The sequence below is a fragment of the Paenibacillus sp. JL3B1040 genome, assembly GCF_057063165.1.
Window position 1 is genome coordinate 942116 of the sequence record NZ_CM169317.1, and the last position, 16025, is coordinate 958140.

Here is a 16025-nt window from a genome sequence, read left to right on the forward strand (position 1 = left end):
GCGGACAAAAAACCTGCATCATGTGCAGGTTTTTTGGTCTTATAAGGCCCGGCTCGTCGATGAAACCCCAGGAACCCGCGTGCCGGCCAGTTCCGGCAGGGACTTGCGCTCCGGCTCCGCGCCGCAGAGGCCGGGGCATTCGCGGAAAGCGAAATGGCGGCAACCCCGGCATTTGTCGGCGTCGAGGAGAGCCAGCGCATGGGACAAAGCTTCGCCGGTGTTTTCGAAGAAGTTCGCTTCGCCGATCGTCCCGTAGCAGCCGGTTTTCTCCATCAGCTTGCGCGGCTGCGCGCGGAGGCCGGATACCAGGACGGCGACGCCGGCTTTTTGCAGATGCTTCACCAGAGCGGAGAAATTCGCTTCCCCGGTCGTATCCATGAACGGTACCTTCCCCATCCGAATCAACACGACTCGCAGCAGACCGCCTTCGATTTGCGAAACGAACCGGTCAAACGCCTGCGAGGCTCCGAAAAACAGCGGCCCGTCAACGGTAAAAATCGAGACCTGCGGGCAATCGTGATCTTTGGTCACCATGTGCGGCTGTACCTTCTCCTTGCCGGAAGCCGGATCGGGCAGCACCTTGTCGACGGTGAGGAGTTCGCCCATCCGCTTGACGAACAGCACGACGGCAAGCACCAAGCCGACCTCAACCGCGGTCGTCAAGGTGGTGAATACCGTCAGCAGGAACGTCACCAGCAGGACGAGCGTATCGCCGCTCCGCGTCTTCAGCATATGAGCGAACGCCTTGCGCTCGCTCATGTTCCAGGCGACGACCATCAGGATCGGCGCCATGCTGGCGAGCGGAATGTCGGAGGCATAGGGCGCGAGCAGCGCCACGATCAGCAGCACGACGACGCCATGGATGATGCCGGAAAAAGGGGAGACGGCCCCGTTCTTGATGTTCGTCGCCGTCCGGGCGATCGCCCCGGTCGCCGGGATGCCGCCGAACAGCGGGGCGGCCAGGTTGGCGAGGCCTTGCCCGATCAGCTCGCGGTTGCTGTTGTGGCGGGTGCCGGTCATCCCGTCCGCCACCACCGCCGAGAGCAGCGATTCGATGCTGCCGAGCAAGGCGATGATCAGCGCCGGCTGCAGCATCGGCACGACGTTGTCCCAGGACAACGTCAGCGGGTGGATGCTCGGCAAGCCGCCGGGGATTACCCCGTACGCGGAGCCGATCGTCGTCACCTTGCCCGGAAACAGCCAGGCCGCAGCCAGCGTGGATATGAAGATGCCGACCAGCGAACCGGGGATTTTCGGCAGGAACTTCGGCGTCAGCAGCAGCGCGGCCAAGCAAATGGCTGCCGTCAGGAGGCTGTAGAGGTTCAAACTGTGAACATGCAGGACGATCTCCTTCATATTTTCATGAAAAAACTCATGCCGCTTCATGCCGGTCAGACCGAGAAAACTGCCGATCTGCCCGCTGAAGATCGTCACCGCGATGCCGGCGGTAAACCCGATCGTAACCGGCCGCGGGATGAATTTGATCAGCGTTCCGAGCCGGAGTAGCCCCATCAGCACCAAAAAAATCCCGGCCAAGAAGCCGGCGATCAGCAGATTTTCATATCCGTATTGCAGCACGATGGCGAGCAGAATCGGGATAAACGCCCCTGTGGGACCGCCGATCTGGAACCTTGATCCCCCCAGCAGCGAAATCAGAATTCCGGCGACGATCGTCGTGTACAGTCCGTACTCCGGCTTAACGCCGGACGCGATCGCGAAAGCCATCCCCAGCGGGATCGCCACAATGCCGACGATGCACCCCGAAATCAAATCTTTGCGTAAAGCTGCCGCGCTATAATTACTGAACCTTCCTGTCCACTTCATCCGTTAAACCCTTCTTTTCTTTAGAAATCTGCAGTTTCTGCAGCATGCTCCATCCCGATAAACAAAAAGATCCCCCGCAGCCCGGCGGGGAAACTGGGGGTTCCTTATGGTTGTTTGCGGATCCCTTGCAGCAAGGAAATCGATTCGACCAAATGGTTATCGAAGATTTGCCGGGCTACCGCGAGCAAATCCTTCAGCAGCGGATCTCGCAGCGAATATACCACCGTTGTGCCTTCCTTGACCGTGTTGACGAGATTTTTGGCGCGAAGAACGGCCAATTGCTGGGAGACGGCCGACCCTTCCGATCCGAGGCTCGCTTGCAGCTCATTGACGTTCCGCTCGCCTTCGCTCAGCACCTCCAAAATACGAATTCGCATCGGATGGGCGAGCGCTTTGAAAAATTCCGCTTTAAACTGTTGCAGGTTCGCGTCCATCGACTAAACTCCTTAAAATCTGAAATTTCATATCTCTGAATTTTTGCATATTCAACACTATAGCATAGCCTATGGAAGTGTATAGGGATAAATGTCACAGATGGAGGGGCCGAGGCAGGGGACCTTTTAACTTTTCCAATTGAGCTTTCCCATCCAAACATGATATAATAATGATAATCATTATCAACTATATGGGCGAGTTCTCTGATCGTACGGAGGCTGCCATTTTTACTATAGAAGGTCCCGCCTCCTATGACGGGATGCAGAGAGAAGAGGAGAGGAGACACGATGGAACATCTGTTGAAAGTGAAAGATTTGGCCATCTCGTTCAAAACCCGGGAGGGGGAGGTGCAAGCGATCCGGGGTGTCGATTTTCACGTCGATAAGGGCGAGACGCTGGCCATCGTTGGCGAATCCGGATCGGGCAAAAGCGTTACCTCCCAGGCCGTCATGCAGTTGGTGCCTCGGCCGCAGGGCATTTACAAGCGCGGGGAGATCTGGTTCGACGGGCAGGAGCTGATCGGCGAGACCGAGAAGCAAATGCAGCGGATTCGCGGCAAAGAGATCGGGATGATTTTTCAGGACCCGATGACTTCGCTAAATCCGACAATGAAGGTGGGCAAACAGATCACCGAGGTGCTTCATACCCACGAGCGGATGTCCAAAGACGCCGCGTATCGGCGGGCCGTGGAACTGCTGGACTTGGTCGGGATTCCGTCCCCCGAGCGCCGGTTTCACCAATACCCGCACGAGTTTAGCGGCGGGATGCGGCAGCGGGTGGTGATCGCCATCGCGTTGGCGGCGAATCCGAAGCTGCTGATTGCCGACGAGCCGACCACAGCGCTGGACGTGACAATCCAGGCGCAGATTCTGGAATTGATGAAGGAACTGCAGCGGAAGATCGGCACCGCGATTATTTTCATTACGCATGATCTTGGGGTTGTGGCCAAAATGGCCGATCGCGTGGCGGTGATGTACGCCGGGCAAATCGTCGAGACGGGGACGGTGGAGGAAATCTTCTACGATCCGCGGCATCCGTACACCTGGGGGCTGCTTGCCTCGATGCCAAGCCTCGAGGGCCACGGCGGCGGGAAGCTGTCGGCCATCCCCGGCACGCCGCCGGATTTGATCCGCCCGCCGAAGGGGGACGCCTTCGCGTTGCGGAGCCGGTATGCGATGCAGATCGACTTCGAGCAGGAACCGCCGCTGTACCAAGTATCGGATACGCATGCGGTGAAATCGTGGCTGCTGCATCCGCTGGCGCCGGCGGTTCAGCCGCCGGAAGCGGTAAGCCGGAAACGCCGCCAGTTGCCGGGTGTCTACGAGGTTCCGTTGCTGGTGGAGGCGTAACGTAATAGGGGAAAGGGACTATTTATCCATGGGGGGAAATCGAATGTTTGTGATGACAAGGACGATGATCGTTGAGAAAGGCAACAGCGACAAGGTGCTCGCGCGTTTTAGCGCGGAGAGCCCGATCGACCAAATGGAAGGTCTGGTGGACATCAGCGTGATGGTCAACCGGAAAAGCCGGGAGCAGGAGGAGGTCGTCGTTGTCATCCGCTGGGAATCGCAGGAGGCTTGGAAGAACTGGGAGAAGAGCGACGCGCATATCCAGGGGCATAAGAACAGCCAGGAACAGCAGCCGTCTGCGTTCATTCTCAGCACGACGGTCAATATGTACGATGCGCAGGTCGTGAAGAAGGGAAAGGCTTTTTTGAACGGCGTGTAACGTGATACACTTAATTCGAAGGGTTGGACGGATGATAGATTGCTAGATTCCGGCGATTTGCGATTACTTTAAGGCAAGGAGATTTGAAATGAAGCTGGTTTCATGGAACGTGAACGGACTACGGGCTTGCGTGGGCAAGGGGTTTATGGACTATTTCAAGGAGGCGGATGCCGATATTTTTTGCCTCCAGGAGACGAAGCTGCAGGAAGGGCAGATTGAGCTGGACCTCGGCGGCGATTACGAGCAGTACTGGAACTATGCGGAGAAAAAAGGCTACTCCGGCACCGCCGTCTTCACGCGGATCAAGCCGTTGTCCGTGCGCTACGGTATGGAGGAGGATTCCGAGCCGGAGGGCCGGATCATCACGCTGGAATTCGAGGAGTTCTACCTCGTTACGGTATATACGCCCAACGCGAAGCGCGACCTTTCCCGTCTGAACTACCGGATGGAGTGGGAGGACCGGTTCCGCGCGTACCTTACGGGTCTGGATGCGGTCAAGCCGGTGATCGTCTGCGGCGACCTGAACGTCGCTCACATGCCGATCGACATCAAGAACGCGAAGTCGAACGAGGGCAACTCCGGCTACACCTTGGAAGAACGCGGCAAAATGACCGTCCTGCTGGCGGCGGGGTTCACCGATACGTATCGGTACTTTTATCCGGACCGCGAAGGCATGTACAGCTGGTGGTCGTATATGCCCAAGATCCGCGAACGCAACATCGGCTGGCGGATCGATTACTTCCTCGCGTCCTCCCGGCTGGAGCCGCAGCTGCAGGATGCGGGGATCGACTGCCACATCCTGGGCAGCGACCATTGTCCGGTGTCGTTGACGGTGGAATGGTGATTTTATCTTGAGCTGCCGAACTGGCAGCTCTTTTTTAGTTACACGATCTCGAAAAATTGGTAGAATAAGAGAGTGTGATCATTAAGATGAGGAGTTTTTATGATGAAAAATAAGTGGTTGAGGTTGATGCTTGTCTGTATGATCGCATTGGGGTTGCAGGGGACAGCGGTTAAGGCCGAGCTATTCTCCGACTCAAATTCACCCAAGCAAAATACTCCCCGGATCAAGATCAACGGCCAATCTGTACAAGTAAATCCGCAACATCCAGCGACATTTCGGCAAAACCTGATCTATGTACCGGTCGATTTTTTCGAACATCCGTCGCTCCAACTGAGTGTGTTTGCGTTTCAAGTGCAAGACGGCATTCATGCGGACCTACTCAACTCCAAAACAAAAATTACGTTAAACACGTCCCAGGCTTCGTACACTTACGGGAACTTTAAGACAAGCGACTCCTTTGGCATCGGCGAGACGAAGACAGCGAGTTGGGAGGGAGAGGGCCCATATACCGACGGCAATAAGCTAATGGTTCCGTTAAAAGAGATCTCGGAACGAATGGGGATAAGTGTTAAATGGGATAAACAAAGTAAAACGGCCCTACTCATCACAGATGCTGAATATCAGAGTCAGCTGGATTCCGTGGAGGAATGGGAGGGATGGTTAGGACAAAGTCCAGTTGACGAGGACGATCCCTATAGCCCAGCCGTTACAGAGAAGGAACTAATTGAGTATATTACGGATCAAGGACTACACGTGGTTGATTATGAGATCGTATCCAAATACAAAGCGATAGTGTTGGAAATAGGGGAATCGGAAGCTTCTCTGTATACCTTGGAGCGGTTACGTAACGGAGGGATCGCATCGCGAGATGTTGAAATGGCATCGGGTACCGATGATGAAGGGTTCACAGTACTGCACGCTTATGGGTATATTGGCGTTACTGCGCATGAAAGCACGAAAATACACGATATCGAATATTTCGTTGTGACAACAAGTGACGGTGGTGGTAATGAGGTAAAGGAGAAGCGACTTTTTGAAGGTAAGCAGGGAGTTTTGGTCAAGCTCCCAAATGGAGATGCCAGTGGCACAGTTGACTTTTACGGCCAAAATGGCTTTGTACATCATACATACTTTTGGTGACATCGACTGCCACATCCTAGGCAGCGACCACTGCCCGGTGTCGTTGACGGTGGATGGTGATATAATATGGAGTAGACGAAGAACGTCCTTTTTGCCGCACGGGTTGCGGGGGAAGGGCGTTTTTTTATTTTGTGGACGAGAGGTGGCTGGGCGTATGGATTTTGAGCAAGCGCATCGGGCTTTTGTGGAGAAGCATTTGGCGGGGAGAACGGGAGAGCGCAAAGGGAGGCTGCAGCGTGGGCATCAATATGCGGAGAAGCTGCTGCTGAAAAACGTATGGTGGCCGTTGTTCGGAACGTTGGAGCATTTGCACCCGGAATATGAAATTCTCGATTGGAATCGGAAATCGCAGTTTCTCGACTTCGCTTATCTTCCGCCGTTCGGCCGTTTCGGCATCGAATGCGACGGTTTTCAAAGCCATGTGAAGGACATGGATCGGGAAAAATTCAGCTACGCGCTGAATCGCGACACATTTTTGACCGGTATGGGGTGGAAAATGATCCATTTCTCCTTCGACGATATCCAGTACCGTCCGGAGGTTTGCCGGATGCTGCTGAACTTGGCGGTAGGCCCCTATTTGCTCAAAAAAACTCCTGGCCCGGAGAGCATGGCTACGCCTGTTGAGAAGGAAGTGCTGCGCATCGCTTGGTATCTGGGCAATTCGGTTCGCCCTAAAGACATATCGGAGCATTGCGCCGTCAACTTCCGCACGGCTCGCAAATGGCTGAACGGTCTGGTCGACAAGGGGCTGCTGCATCCCGTGAAATCCGGCACCTATATTTGCCGATATGAGCTGACGGACAGGTATGCGGAGGGATTGGCGTGAGTCGAGTGTAAGGTAAGGGGGAATACTAGATTAGTTTGAGCTATGTGCGAAATCTGTATGAGGCAAGTGTAGGATCAGGGCGAATCCAGGTGCGAAATCAGCATGAGTTTAGGATGAGTACAGTGCGAGATTAGCATGAGTAAAGTGCAATCCAGCGCGGAATAGGAGCATGCTTAGTAGAAAATGTGTTGGTGGGGAGGGGAACTAGGAGAACTCAGAGGGCGGCCGTCATCCCGAAAATGTTGTACTTTGTACAACATTTTCGGACACTTTGAGGGGATTTAATAATAATGTTGCATTTTGTACAACATTTTCTCGTAGATTTCCCTAGTATGGGTAAAAATATTGTACTTTTTACAACATTTCTCCCCATTACCGAGTCTTAGCGTAGAAATGTTGTACGTTTTACAACATTTCTGCCAAGCAGGGAGTACTTTAGCTCAAAATTGCCATGAGGAGAAACTGTTAGGCTTCCCCAAAGCCCGCCCTAGCCCCACTCAACTCAATCCCACCCACCCAACTAACTCAACTACCTCAACTAACTCAGCTCACCCAACTCACTCAACTCACTTAGCTCACCCTACTCCCATCCCAAGACACGCCTAAGCCGCGAAAGTTGCTTCAAGCCACCCTAAGCCTCAACAAACCTTCAACAAAGCCGCTCCGAACCGCATCAAATCAGCCAAAGTTGCCCCAAACCGCCCCAAGACCGCATCAAACCCGCGTCAATCCTGCATCAAATCGCCCTCTCAAAATGAGTGATTACTCACTTGACACCCCGACCTCAAAAGAGTATCTTAATTTCATCAGGAATAATGAGTAAGTACTCACTATTTTTGCATTCTCCCCACAGAGGAGTGAACCAGAAATGAACAACAAACCGGATATTTGCCTCCGTACTCAAGAGGTAACTCGAGCTTTTAACGGCAAGGAGGTGCTGCACGGCATAAGCCTGGAGGTTCGGCGTAGCGAGATCTTCGGGCTGCTGGGGCCATCGGGTTCGGGCAAGACGACGTTCGTAAAATTGATCGCCGGAATCGACGAAGCGACCCGCGGGGAGGTCGAGGTGCTGGGCACGCGGATGCCGAAGTTGGCCATGATGAACCGTATCGGCTACATGGCCCAATCCGACGCGATGTATGCTGAACTGACGGGCAAGGAAAACCTGGAGTTCTTCGGGGCGTTGTTTGGCCTGCGCGGCCAAAAAATGAAGCAGCGCATCGATGAGGTCATGGCGCTGGTGGATCTGACGGATCATCTCAAACAGCCCGTCGGCGCCTATTCCGGCGGGATGAAGCGCCGTCTGTCGCTGGCGATCGCCCTGATGCACGAACCTGAGGTGCTGATTCTCGACGAACCCACCGTCGGTATCGACCCCGTCCTGCGCAAGTCGATATGGGACGAATTCGAGAGCCTTAGCCGCCAGGGCACGACAATCCTGGTGACGACCCACGTCATGGACGAGGCCGACAAGTGCCATCGGCTTGGCATGGTGCGTGACGGCAGGCTAATTGCCGTGGGTACGCCGGAAGCGCTTAAACGGGAAACCGGGAGCGTTACGATCGAAGAAGCTTTCCTGTATTACGGAGGTGTCCGCGCATGAGAATCCGGGCTTTGATCGTTCGCATTATCCGTCAATTCATTCACGATAAACGGACAATGGCTTTGTTGATCGTTGCTCCGCTGCTGGTCTTATCCATGATGTATCTCGTATTTAACGGCGACGCCTATCAGCCGAAAATCGGGACGGTGCAAATCCCTACCGCTCTTTCCGACCAATTGAGCAGCGGCGATGCCGAAGTGATCGCCTTTGATACGGAGGCCATGGCCCAATCGGCTTTGGCCGACCAAGAGATCGACGCGCTGATCCGCCTCGATCAAGGCGTACCGCATATCGTGCTGGAAGGCAGCGATCCTTCCAAGAACCGGGCGGTTATGCTGCTGATCCAAAAAACGCTGCAAGGCCAAGGCGCCCCAGGCGCCCCAGTCGCTTCAAGCGAGACGCCCCCGGCCCCTGACCAGGGCGGAAACTCCGCGGTTGACCCTGGCAGCGCGGCAGCGACAAGTCCGAACAGCGCTTCGGCTGGTCTGGAAGGCGCGGCGCAGCAACTACCGAAGTCGCAGGCACCGGTGTTCGAATATTTGCACGGAGGGGCGGACATGTCTTCCTTCGACAGCTTAAGTCCCGTGCTGATTGGTTTGTTTGCCTTCTTCTTCGTATTCCTGATCGCCGGCGTTTCTTTTCTAAGGGAGAGAACAAGCGGCACGTTGGAGCGGCTGCTCGCTACGCCGCTGCGCCGATGGGAAATCGTCGTCGGCTACATGGCGGGCTTCGGCATCTTTACGAGCCTGCAGGCGGTGCTGATCGCCGGATTTACCGTGTATGCGCTCGGCAGCCTGATGGTCGGCTCCTTCGGGTACGTGCTGCTGATCATGCTGCTGCTTTCGCTCGCTGCCCTTAGCTTCGGCACGCTCCTATCGGCGTTTGCGAATTCGGAATTTCAGATGATTCAGTTCATCCCGCTCGTCATCGTGCCGCAGGTGTTCTTTTCCGGGTTGTTTGACCTGGAGAGCATTTCGCCGTGGCTGCGCTGGATTACCCACATCACGCCGCTGAAATACGGTGCGGACGCGCTGCGCGGCATTATGATCCGAGGCGAGGGCTGGAGCGGGATTGCGTTGGACGTCTACGTGTTGGCAGGGCTGTCCATCGCATTCATGCTCGCCAATGTCCTCGCGTTGCGCAAGCACCGCAAAATATAGTACGCTGGACAAAGAACCTTAAGATGCGAAGGGAAAGGGGAGAGGCCTCTATGTCGGACGGGAAAGAGCAGTGGCTGGAGGACCTGATCCGGTTGACGGAAGAAGAGGACACGGAGAAGAAAACGGAGAAGCAGATCAAAATTTTGGAGGCGGCGACGGAGATTTTTGCCGAGAAAGGGTATGCCGCTACTTCCACCAGCGAAATCGCGCAAAAGGCCGGAGTGGCCGAAGGAACGATCTTCCGTCACTATAAGACGAAGAAAGATCTGCTTCTGTCCATCGCCGGACCGATCGTCATCAAGCTGGCTGCGCCGTTCTTGCTGCGGGACTTCGCCAAGATGATCGAGTTGCCCTATGAGCGGGCGGAGGATTTTTTTCGCGCGTTGGCTAAGGATCGCCTCAAATTTGTCCGTGAGAATATGCGGATCATCAAAATTTTGATCCATGAGGTGCCGTTCCAGCCGGAGCTGTTGGAGCAGGTGAAAAATTTGGCATCCGAGATCGTTTTTCGGCGGATCGAGAAGGTCATTCTGCATTTTCAGGAAAAGGGTCAAATCGTAGATGCGCCGCCCTGGCGGATTGCGCGAACCGGAGCCAGCATCGTGATCGGCATGATTCTGGTGCATGTGTTAATCCTGCCGGATTTTCCTTTCGACGAAGAAGAGGAGATCGAGCGTACGGTGGATCTGCTCATGTACGGCATCGCCGGCCGCTCTCGATAACGATCAAGGGTAATAACCCGCCTGGGCATTGCGCCCGGGCGGGTTTTTGCCGTCATCAGGGCTAACGGCCGGAGTATGGGGAGACGGTCTAACCCCGGTCTGCCCCGAAGTGATCCTGCCGGCCGTTCGGACCGACCAGTCCATAGAAAAGCAGGCTGGTCAATTCTTTGATTAAACGCTGGTTTTTTTCTTTATCCATAGACAGATCGATTTTCGTTCTAGCCTCGTTAAGAAGATTCAGGTAGAGCAAGAAGGTTTCGGCCGACACGTCCTTGTTGATGTACCCCTCCCGTTGTCCTCCCTCAAAGAAATCCATCATCTGGGGGAGATACCGCTTATAGATCTCTTCCGTCATGGCTAAGATTTCCGGACTGCTGGACATCATCGTCCTTAAAAATTCGGGATCGACCTTATTTGCAAAATCCGCCGTCTCGAAGATCATCTTCTCGATTTTCTCCAAAAAAGGCAGATCGCTGCGAAGCATGCGAAGTCGTTCCTCCCAAGCCTCCTCCAGCATTTCGGTTACGACTTTGGCGAATAGCTCGTCTTTCGTGCCGAAATAATTGTAAATCGTTACGGGCGAAACGCCGGCTTGCTTCGCGATTTCAGCTAGGCTGACTTTGTCTAGACCGTAAGCCGTAAACAACTCTACGGCGGCGCGTTTGACTTTCTCTCTCTTCAACTCCGTGCGGCGTTGATATCCATTCATCGACGTAATTCACCTCTATGCCAAGAATACGTTAAGTTTTGTATATTTTCAACTCAATTCATTCAAAACATCTTGACTTCCTTCATCAACCAATGTACATTGTGAATGAAATGAATATATATTATTCAAAACATTAAATGAGAGGTGTCCTTCAAAATGAGCATTCGCACGGAAGGATTGACGAAGAGATTTTCCAACGGGAAAGGGATTTTCGATCTGACCTTTTCCGTTAAAAAAGGAGAGGTCCTGGGGTATTTAGGGCCAAACGGTGCCGGTAAATCGACGACCATCCGCCATTTGATGGGTTTCTACAAGCCGGACCGAGGAAAGGCCACGATCGACGGCTTGGATTGCATGCGGCAGAGCGCGGAAGTGATGAAGAAGGTGGGTTATCTCCCCGGGGAAATCTCCTTCCCGGACGGCATGAACGGACTGCAAGTGCTTGAATTGCTGGGAGGGATGCGCGGGATGAAGGGGACGGGCCGGCGCGATCAATTGATCAAGCGGTTTCAGTTCGATGTGAAGACCCCCATCCGCAAAATGTCCAAAGGGATGAAGCAAAAGGTAGGCATCGTCGCGGCTTTTATGCATGATCCGGCCATTCTCATCCTGGACGAACCGACCTCCGGCCTGGATCCCTTAATGCAGCAAGTGTTCGTTGATCTGGTGCTCGAAGAGAAGGAACGCGGCAAAACCGTGCTGATGTCCTCCCACATGTTTGAGGAGATCGAACGGACCTGCGACCGTGTCGGCATTATCAAAGACGGAAAGCTCATTGCCGTCGAGGGAATCGAAACAATGAAGGCGGCGCAACGCAAGATTATCGCGGTTACGTTCCAATCGCAGGAAGATGCGGACGCCGTGAAGCGCAGCGGGCTCGACTGCGTCAAAGAGGAAGGTCCAAGGCTGCATTTGGCCGTCCAGGGCAACTATGAGCAATTGATCGCGGCATTGGCCGGCCGGGGAATTTCCAATATGGATATGGAGTCGCAAAAGCTTGAGGATATTTTTATGCACTTTTACGGTGCGAAGGAGGCCGCGCGATGAACCGGGCATTATTCGTTTCGACTTACCGCCGGAATTTGAAGCTATTCGTGGTTTTTTTGGCGATTACGATCTTTTATTTTCTCGCGACGATGGGGATGTATACCGGCGGCGAATCCGATCTGTTCGCTGCAATGCCGGAAGCGATGCGTAACGCCTTCGGGATGCAGGAAGGGATGGAGACGTTGACCGGATTCATGGCGACGGGATTTTACGGGGCGACCTTCATTATGTTTCTGATGATCTATTGCGTCGTCGTCGCGAACGGACTGATGTCGCATTTGGTGGACCGCGGGTCGATGGCCTATCTATTGGCGACGCCGGTTTCCAGAAGGAGGATCGCCGTGACGCAAGCCGGGGTCCTTATCGTTAATTTGTTCCTGATCTCCTTGCTGACCTCGGTAGCAGGTTTGGCATTAGCCCCGGTACTGGTGAACGATGCTAAGCTGGATACGTCCGCTTTCCTGCAAATCAATTTGCTCGGATTTTTGTTGTTTTTCGTCATCAGCGGTTACGCGTTCCTGTTCTCCTGCCTGCTGAACGACAGTAAACGTACGTTGGCGGCCTCCGGGTTGCTGTCCGTCTTCTTCTTCATCGCACAACTCGTGGCGAATATGAGCGGGGAGATGGAATGGTTGCGTGGATTGACGGTGTTGAGCGTTTTTGAGCCGATCCAAATCGCCACAAGCTCGTACGACGTCCTCCCGGCAGCTTTGGGTCTTGGGGCGGCGGGGCTGGTGCTGTATGGAGCGGCCGTCTGGATTTTTGCAAAAAGGGATTTGCCGTTATAAAAGAAAGGGATGTTGACTGTACTCCCTATAAGTTTATCGGATGCCTATAGTTATCTATGGGTATCTTTTTTTGTCCGTATTTTGGCTGACGCATATCGAGCTGATCGAAGGCGAGCATGTCGGATATTGGGAGCAGCGCGGCTACTCCAATGATGCGTGGGTGGGACTAGCTGATAGATCGTATAGTAAAAAGAAGCCGGATACTCCTTTCAGGGGGCCGGCTTTCATTGATTTCATCTATCCGTTCCTTCTTTTGAGGATTATCCCGTTGCATCAGGAAACAGCCTCACTCTCGATCCCCCCAATTCTGAACGAAGGGGATAATCGTGCAAAGGAGGTGTGAGAAGATACTATCCGCCCCATCATTGACAATGATAATCATTATCAATTATACTTCGGTTATCAAGTCGTTCCGTCTGGAAGGAGTGGAGGAGATTGAGCAAAATCATCATCGTATACGCGAGCTTGACCGGCAATACGGAGGAAATGGCCGAATTGATCGCCGAGGGCGTCCGCAGCACCGGAGCTACCGCGGATTTGAAAATGGTCGAGGACTGCAACGCCGTTCATCTGCTGGAATACGACGCCTGCCTGCTGGGGGCTTATACCTGGGGGGACGGGGAACTTCCCGACGAGTTCGCCGATTTCGTGGACGAAATGAAGGAGCTGAATCTGGCAGGTCTCCGGGCTGCCGTATTCGGCAGCGGAGATACCTCCTATCGTCTGTATTGCGCGGCCGTGGATGAGCTGGAGCAGCGGCTGCGGGAATTCGGGGCCGTCCTCGTTCAACCCTCTTTGAAGGTGGAATACGGTCCGAATCCGGAAGAGAAGGTGCTGTGCCGGGAATTCGGGGCAAGCTTCGCGCAAGGCCTGGGAGCGCTGCATCAGCCATGACGAGGCGGATCGTCGATTATGAACTCGAGGAGTGGCTGCGGTCGCTTGTGACGGCTCCGACCGGCCAGGCGGGGGTGGGCGGCCAAACGTGCGGCGGATCTCCGATCACCTGGCAGCAGCGCGTGCAATACGCCGTCGGTCACGCCATCAACGATTATTTCACGCTCATCCCGGCGGTCCGGCTGCATACGCCGTTCCAGGTGCTGCTGAACCGGCGTTGGCCGCGAAATCAAAGTGATTTTCCCGATCCTTTATTTTACTGGCAGGTCTACAACCGGATGGTCTCCGAGTTGACGCTGGTTACAGGGATGAGGATTTACGATTATCCCGTAGCCTTATATGAGAAGTGGGGAACGCCTGCGGCTGGGCTTGATTTGCACTTGTCCGTTATTTTTCAAACGGTATGGCAGCAACGGGGAACTCCCGAACGGGTAACGATACAGAAATTTCTGGTGGAGGAGAACGAGACGATCGCGCAAGCCTTTATCCATATGGTCAACGTGTTTTGGCACAGTGCGTTCGGTCGTCCGCCCGGCAACATCGAGGTGTATGCGTTGCTGGAAGGGCGGAGGCGGACGGTTTCCGGAGAGTCGATCAACCTGCAGGAGTCGATCGACTACATGCTGTTGTTGCGGGACACGTGGGAAAGCGAATGCCGCGCCCGGGAAAGGGAGGAATCGGACGGCGGCGATGCCGAGCGAACCGGCGGCGGCGAACCGTGGAGGCTTGGGGTATCGTAAAAATCATAAAGCTTGCTGGAGCGAAGCCCCGCGATGCGGGGTTGTTTTTGTGCGGGTAAACCATTTTTGGACCCGGCACTTTATGTTCCGGCCGCGGACGGCTACAATAACAGAAAAGAAAGAAAGCGACAAGGAGTGCGAGAGCAATGAACATCCAGGAACTAAGGGAACATCGCCAATACCCTGACAATATCGGACATGAAAATAACCGCGCCACCTTCGAACGCGACTATTCGCGATTGATCCATTCCCCGACTTTTCGCCGCCTGCAGGGGAAATCGCAAGTGTTTGGGGCCGGCACGGGCGATTATTATCGGACTCGGCTGACGCATTCGCTGGAGGTCGCGCAGATCGCTAGGGAAGCGGCGCGAAGCCTGCTGCGCGCTTATCCGGAGCTCGCGGCCGATCGAGCCGGACATCCGGGGTTGGTCATCGACCCGGAGGTGGTGGAATGCGCCGCGATATGCCATGATTTCGGGCATCCTCCGTTTGGCCACAAGGGCGAAGAAGTGCTCGATCAAATTTTGGAGAAGCTCATCGAGGAGAAGGTAAGATCGGCCCTGAAAGGGAAACATCCGTCGCCGGAGGAAGAGCGGCGCGCCCGGGAAGCGATCCGGCAAAAGTACGAGCATTTCGAAGGCAATGCCCACAATTTCCGCCTGATGATGTTCCTGGAGAAACGGGAAAACATCGATGGCTTAAATCTATCCGATGCGGTGCTGCTGGGCACGAACAAGTACCCTTATCCGGGAACGATCAACAAAAAGGGACTCTATCTGCATGAATGGGAGTATATCTCCTTCATTCGGGAGCGGTGGGGCATTCCGGAAGGGAAGAAGACGTTCGAAGCACAACTGATGGACCTGTGCGACGATATCGCCTATTCGGCCCATGATCTCGAGGACGGAATCAAGGCGGGGAAAATCGAGGTGCACGAGCATTTTCTCAAGGACTCGCATATCCAGCGGCTCATTGTCGAGAAGATCATGACGTTGGAGGATTCGTTTTGGGCGGGGTGGATGCCGGACAAAGTACAGGTCAAGGTGGCGGAAGTGCTGGACGCGTTCCTGTGCATTTGGAATGCCAAAATGCCGATCTGCGATCAAGACTATTCCCGAACGCGCCGGGAGGTCAAAGCGTATTGGGTCAGCCTGTTCGTCGGCAGCCTGGGCGTCGTCGACGACGGCGATTGGCAGAAGGTCACGTTCGTTAAGGAAGGGCAAGAGGATGAGGACATGCTGCGGACGGTGAGCGTACTGAAGAGCTTCGCCTGGGTCACGATGATCCGCGATCTGCGGGTGCAGCGGCTGCAGAAGCGCAGCGCTTGGATCATCAAGCGGCTGTGGGACGCCTTCGTCGATCCGGAGACGAGCAAATCGATCATCCCCGGCGACTGGCTGCGCAGGTTCGACCGCGATCAGGCCAAGGCCAAGCCGATCTGGACCTGGGAGCATATGATCATCGACTATATTGCCGGCATGACGGACGCCTACGCGGAAAAGATCTACAACGAGCTGTACGGGCTGAAGGTCGGTACGATTTACGATATGGATTAAATCCTTCTA

17 protein-coding genes are annotated in these 16025 nt (G+C 54.6%); 14 read left to right on the forward strand and 3 right to left on the reverse strand.

Going from position 1 to position 16025, the window contains the following annotated elements:
- Positions 1-39 precede the first annotated feature (39 nt).
- Positions 40-1824, reverse strand: coding sequence for a SulP family inorganic anion transporter (locus ACZF99_RS04065; RefSeq protein ID WP_483609316.1), 1785 nt, complete (start codon positions 1822-1824; stop codon positions 40-42).
- 104 nt (positions 1825-1928) lie between these two features.
- Positions 1929-2258: an ArsR/SmtB family transcription factor gene (locus tag ACZF99_RS04070; RefSeq protein ID WP_483609318.1), complete on the reverse strand. Its 330-nt coding sequence runs from the start codon at positions 2256-2258 to the stop codon at positions 1929-1931.
- Between the two features lie 288 nt (positions 2259-2546).
- On the opposite strand from ACZF99_RS04070, the gene ACZF99_RS04075 reads away from it, so the two are divergent.
- The 8 genes from ACZF99_RS04075 (at position 2547) to ACZF99_RS04110 (ending at position 10282) form a co-directional block, all read left to right on the forward strand.
- Positions 2547-3608 (forward strand): ABC transporter ATP-binding protein, encoded by a 1062-nt coding sequence (locus ACZF99_RS04075; protein ID WP_483609320.1) that lies wholly within the window; start codon positions 2547-2549, stop codon positions 3606-3608.
- 43 nt (positions 3609-3651) lie between these two features.
- Positions 3652-3987 carry an antibiotic biosynthesis monooxygenase gene (locus ACZF99_RS04080; protein ID WP_483609322.1) on the forward strand — a complete coding sequence of 112 codons (336 nt, stop codon included), beginning with the start codon at positions 3652-3654 and terminating at the stop codon, positions 3985-3987.
- Between the two features lie 88 nt (positions 3988-4075).
- On the forward strand, positions 4076-4831 hold the full coding sequence (locus ACZF99_RS04085) for an exodeoxyribonuclease III (protein WP_483609324.1): 756 nt from the start codon (positions 4076-4078) through the stop codon (positions 4829-4831).
- Positions 4832-4933: 102 nt separating this feature from the next.
- Positions 4934-5971, forward strand: a complete 1038-nt coding sequence (locus tag ACZF99_RS04090) for a stalk domain-containing protein (RefSeq protein ID WP_483609326.1) — start codon at positions 4934-4936, stop codon at positions 5969-5971.
- A gap of 154 nt (positions 5972-6125) precedes the next feature.
- Positions 6126-6797, forward strand: a complete 672-nt coding sequence (locus tag ACZF99_RS04095; protein ID WP_483609328.1) for a hypothetical protein — start codon at positions 6126-6128, stop codon at positions 6795-6797.
- Positions 6798-7665: 868 nt separating this feature from the next.
- Positions 7666-8400, forward strand: a complete 735-nt coding sequence (locus ACZF99_RS04100) for an ABC transporter ATP-binding protein (protein ID WP_483609330.1) — start codon at positions 7666-7668, stop codon at positions 8398-8400.
- On the forward strand, positions 8397-9560 hold the full coding sequence (locus ACZF99_RS04105) for an ABC transporter permease (RefSeq protein ID WP_483609332.1): 1164 nt from the start codon (positions 8397-8399) through the stop codon (positions 9558-9560). The genes ACZF99_RS04100 and ACZF99_RS04105 overlap by 4 nt, the downstream gene beginning before the upstream one ends.
- Before the next feature lie 50 nt (positions 9561-9610).
- The gene (locus ACZF99_RS04110; protein ID WP_483609334.1) at positions 9611-10282 is read left to right on the forward strand and encodes a TetR/AcrR family transcriptional regulator; all 672 of its coding nucleotides are present in this window, start codon (positions 9611-9613) and stop codon (positions 10280-10282) included.
- 88 nt (positions 10283-10370) lie between these two features.
- Here ACZF99_RS04110 and ACZF99_RS04115 read toward each other — a convergent pair whose 3' ends face one another.
- Positions 10371-10991, reverse strand: a complete 621-nt coding sequence (locus ACZF99_RS04115) for a TetR/AcrR family transcriptional regulator (RefSeq protein WP_483609336.1) — start codon at positions 10989-10991, stop codon at positions 10371-10373.
- A gap of 156 nt (positions 10992-11147) precedes the next feature.
- Here ACZF99_RS04115 and ACZF99_RS04120 point away from each other — a divergent pair, with 156 nt between their 5' ends.
- From ACZF99_RS04120 to ACZF99_RS04145, 6 genes are all read left to right on the forward strand, one after another.
- Positions 11148-12038, forward strand: coding sequence for an ABC transporter ATP-binding protein (locus tag ACZF99_RS04120; protein WP_483609338.1), 891 nt, complete (start codon positions 11148-11150; stop codon positions 12036-12038).
- Positions 12035-12826, forward strand: coding sequence for an ABC transporter permease subunit (locus tag ACZF99_RS04125; RefSeq protein WP_483609340.1), 792 nt, complete (start codon positions 12035-12037; stop codon positions 12824-12826). The genes ACZF99_RS04120 and ACZF99_RS04125 overlap by 4 nt, the downstream gene beginning before the upstream one ends.
- Positions 12827-12896: 70 nt before the next feature.
- Entirely contained in the window at positions 12897-13169 is a 273-nt protein-coding gene (locus ACZF99_RS04130; RefSeq protein WP_483609342.1) for a hypothetical protein, read from the forward strand.
- Positions 13170-13261: 92 nt separating this feature from the next.
- Positions 13262-13720, forward strand: coding sequence for a flavodoxin (locus ACZF99_RS04135; protein ID WP_483609344.1), 459 nt, complete (start codon positions 13262-13264; stop codon positions 13718-13720).
- Complete coding sequence (locus tag ACZF99_RS04140; RefSeq protein WP_483609346.1) at positions 13717-14460, forward strand: hypothetical protein; 744 nt, start codon at positions 13717-13719, stop codon at positions 14458-14460. The genes ACZF99_RS04135 and ACZF99_RS04140 overlap by 4 nt, the downstream gene beginning before the upstream one ends.
- A 146-nt stretch (positions 14461-14606) precedes the next feature.
- Positions 14607-16016 (forward strand): deoxyguanosinetriphosphate triphosphohydrolase family protein, encoded by a 1410-nt coding sequence (locus ACZF99_RS04145; RefSeq protein WP_483609348.1) that lies wholly within the window; start codon positions 14607-14609, stop codon positions 16014-16016.
- Positions 16017-16025: the final 9 nt, after the last annotated feature.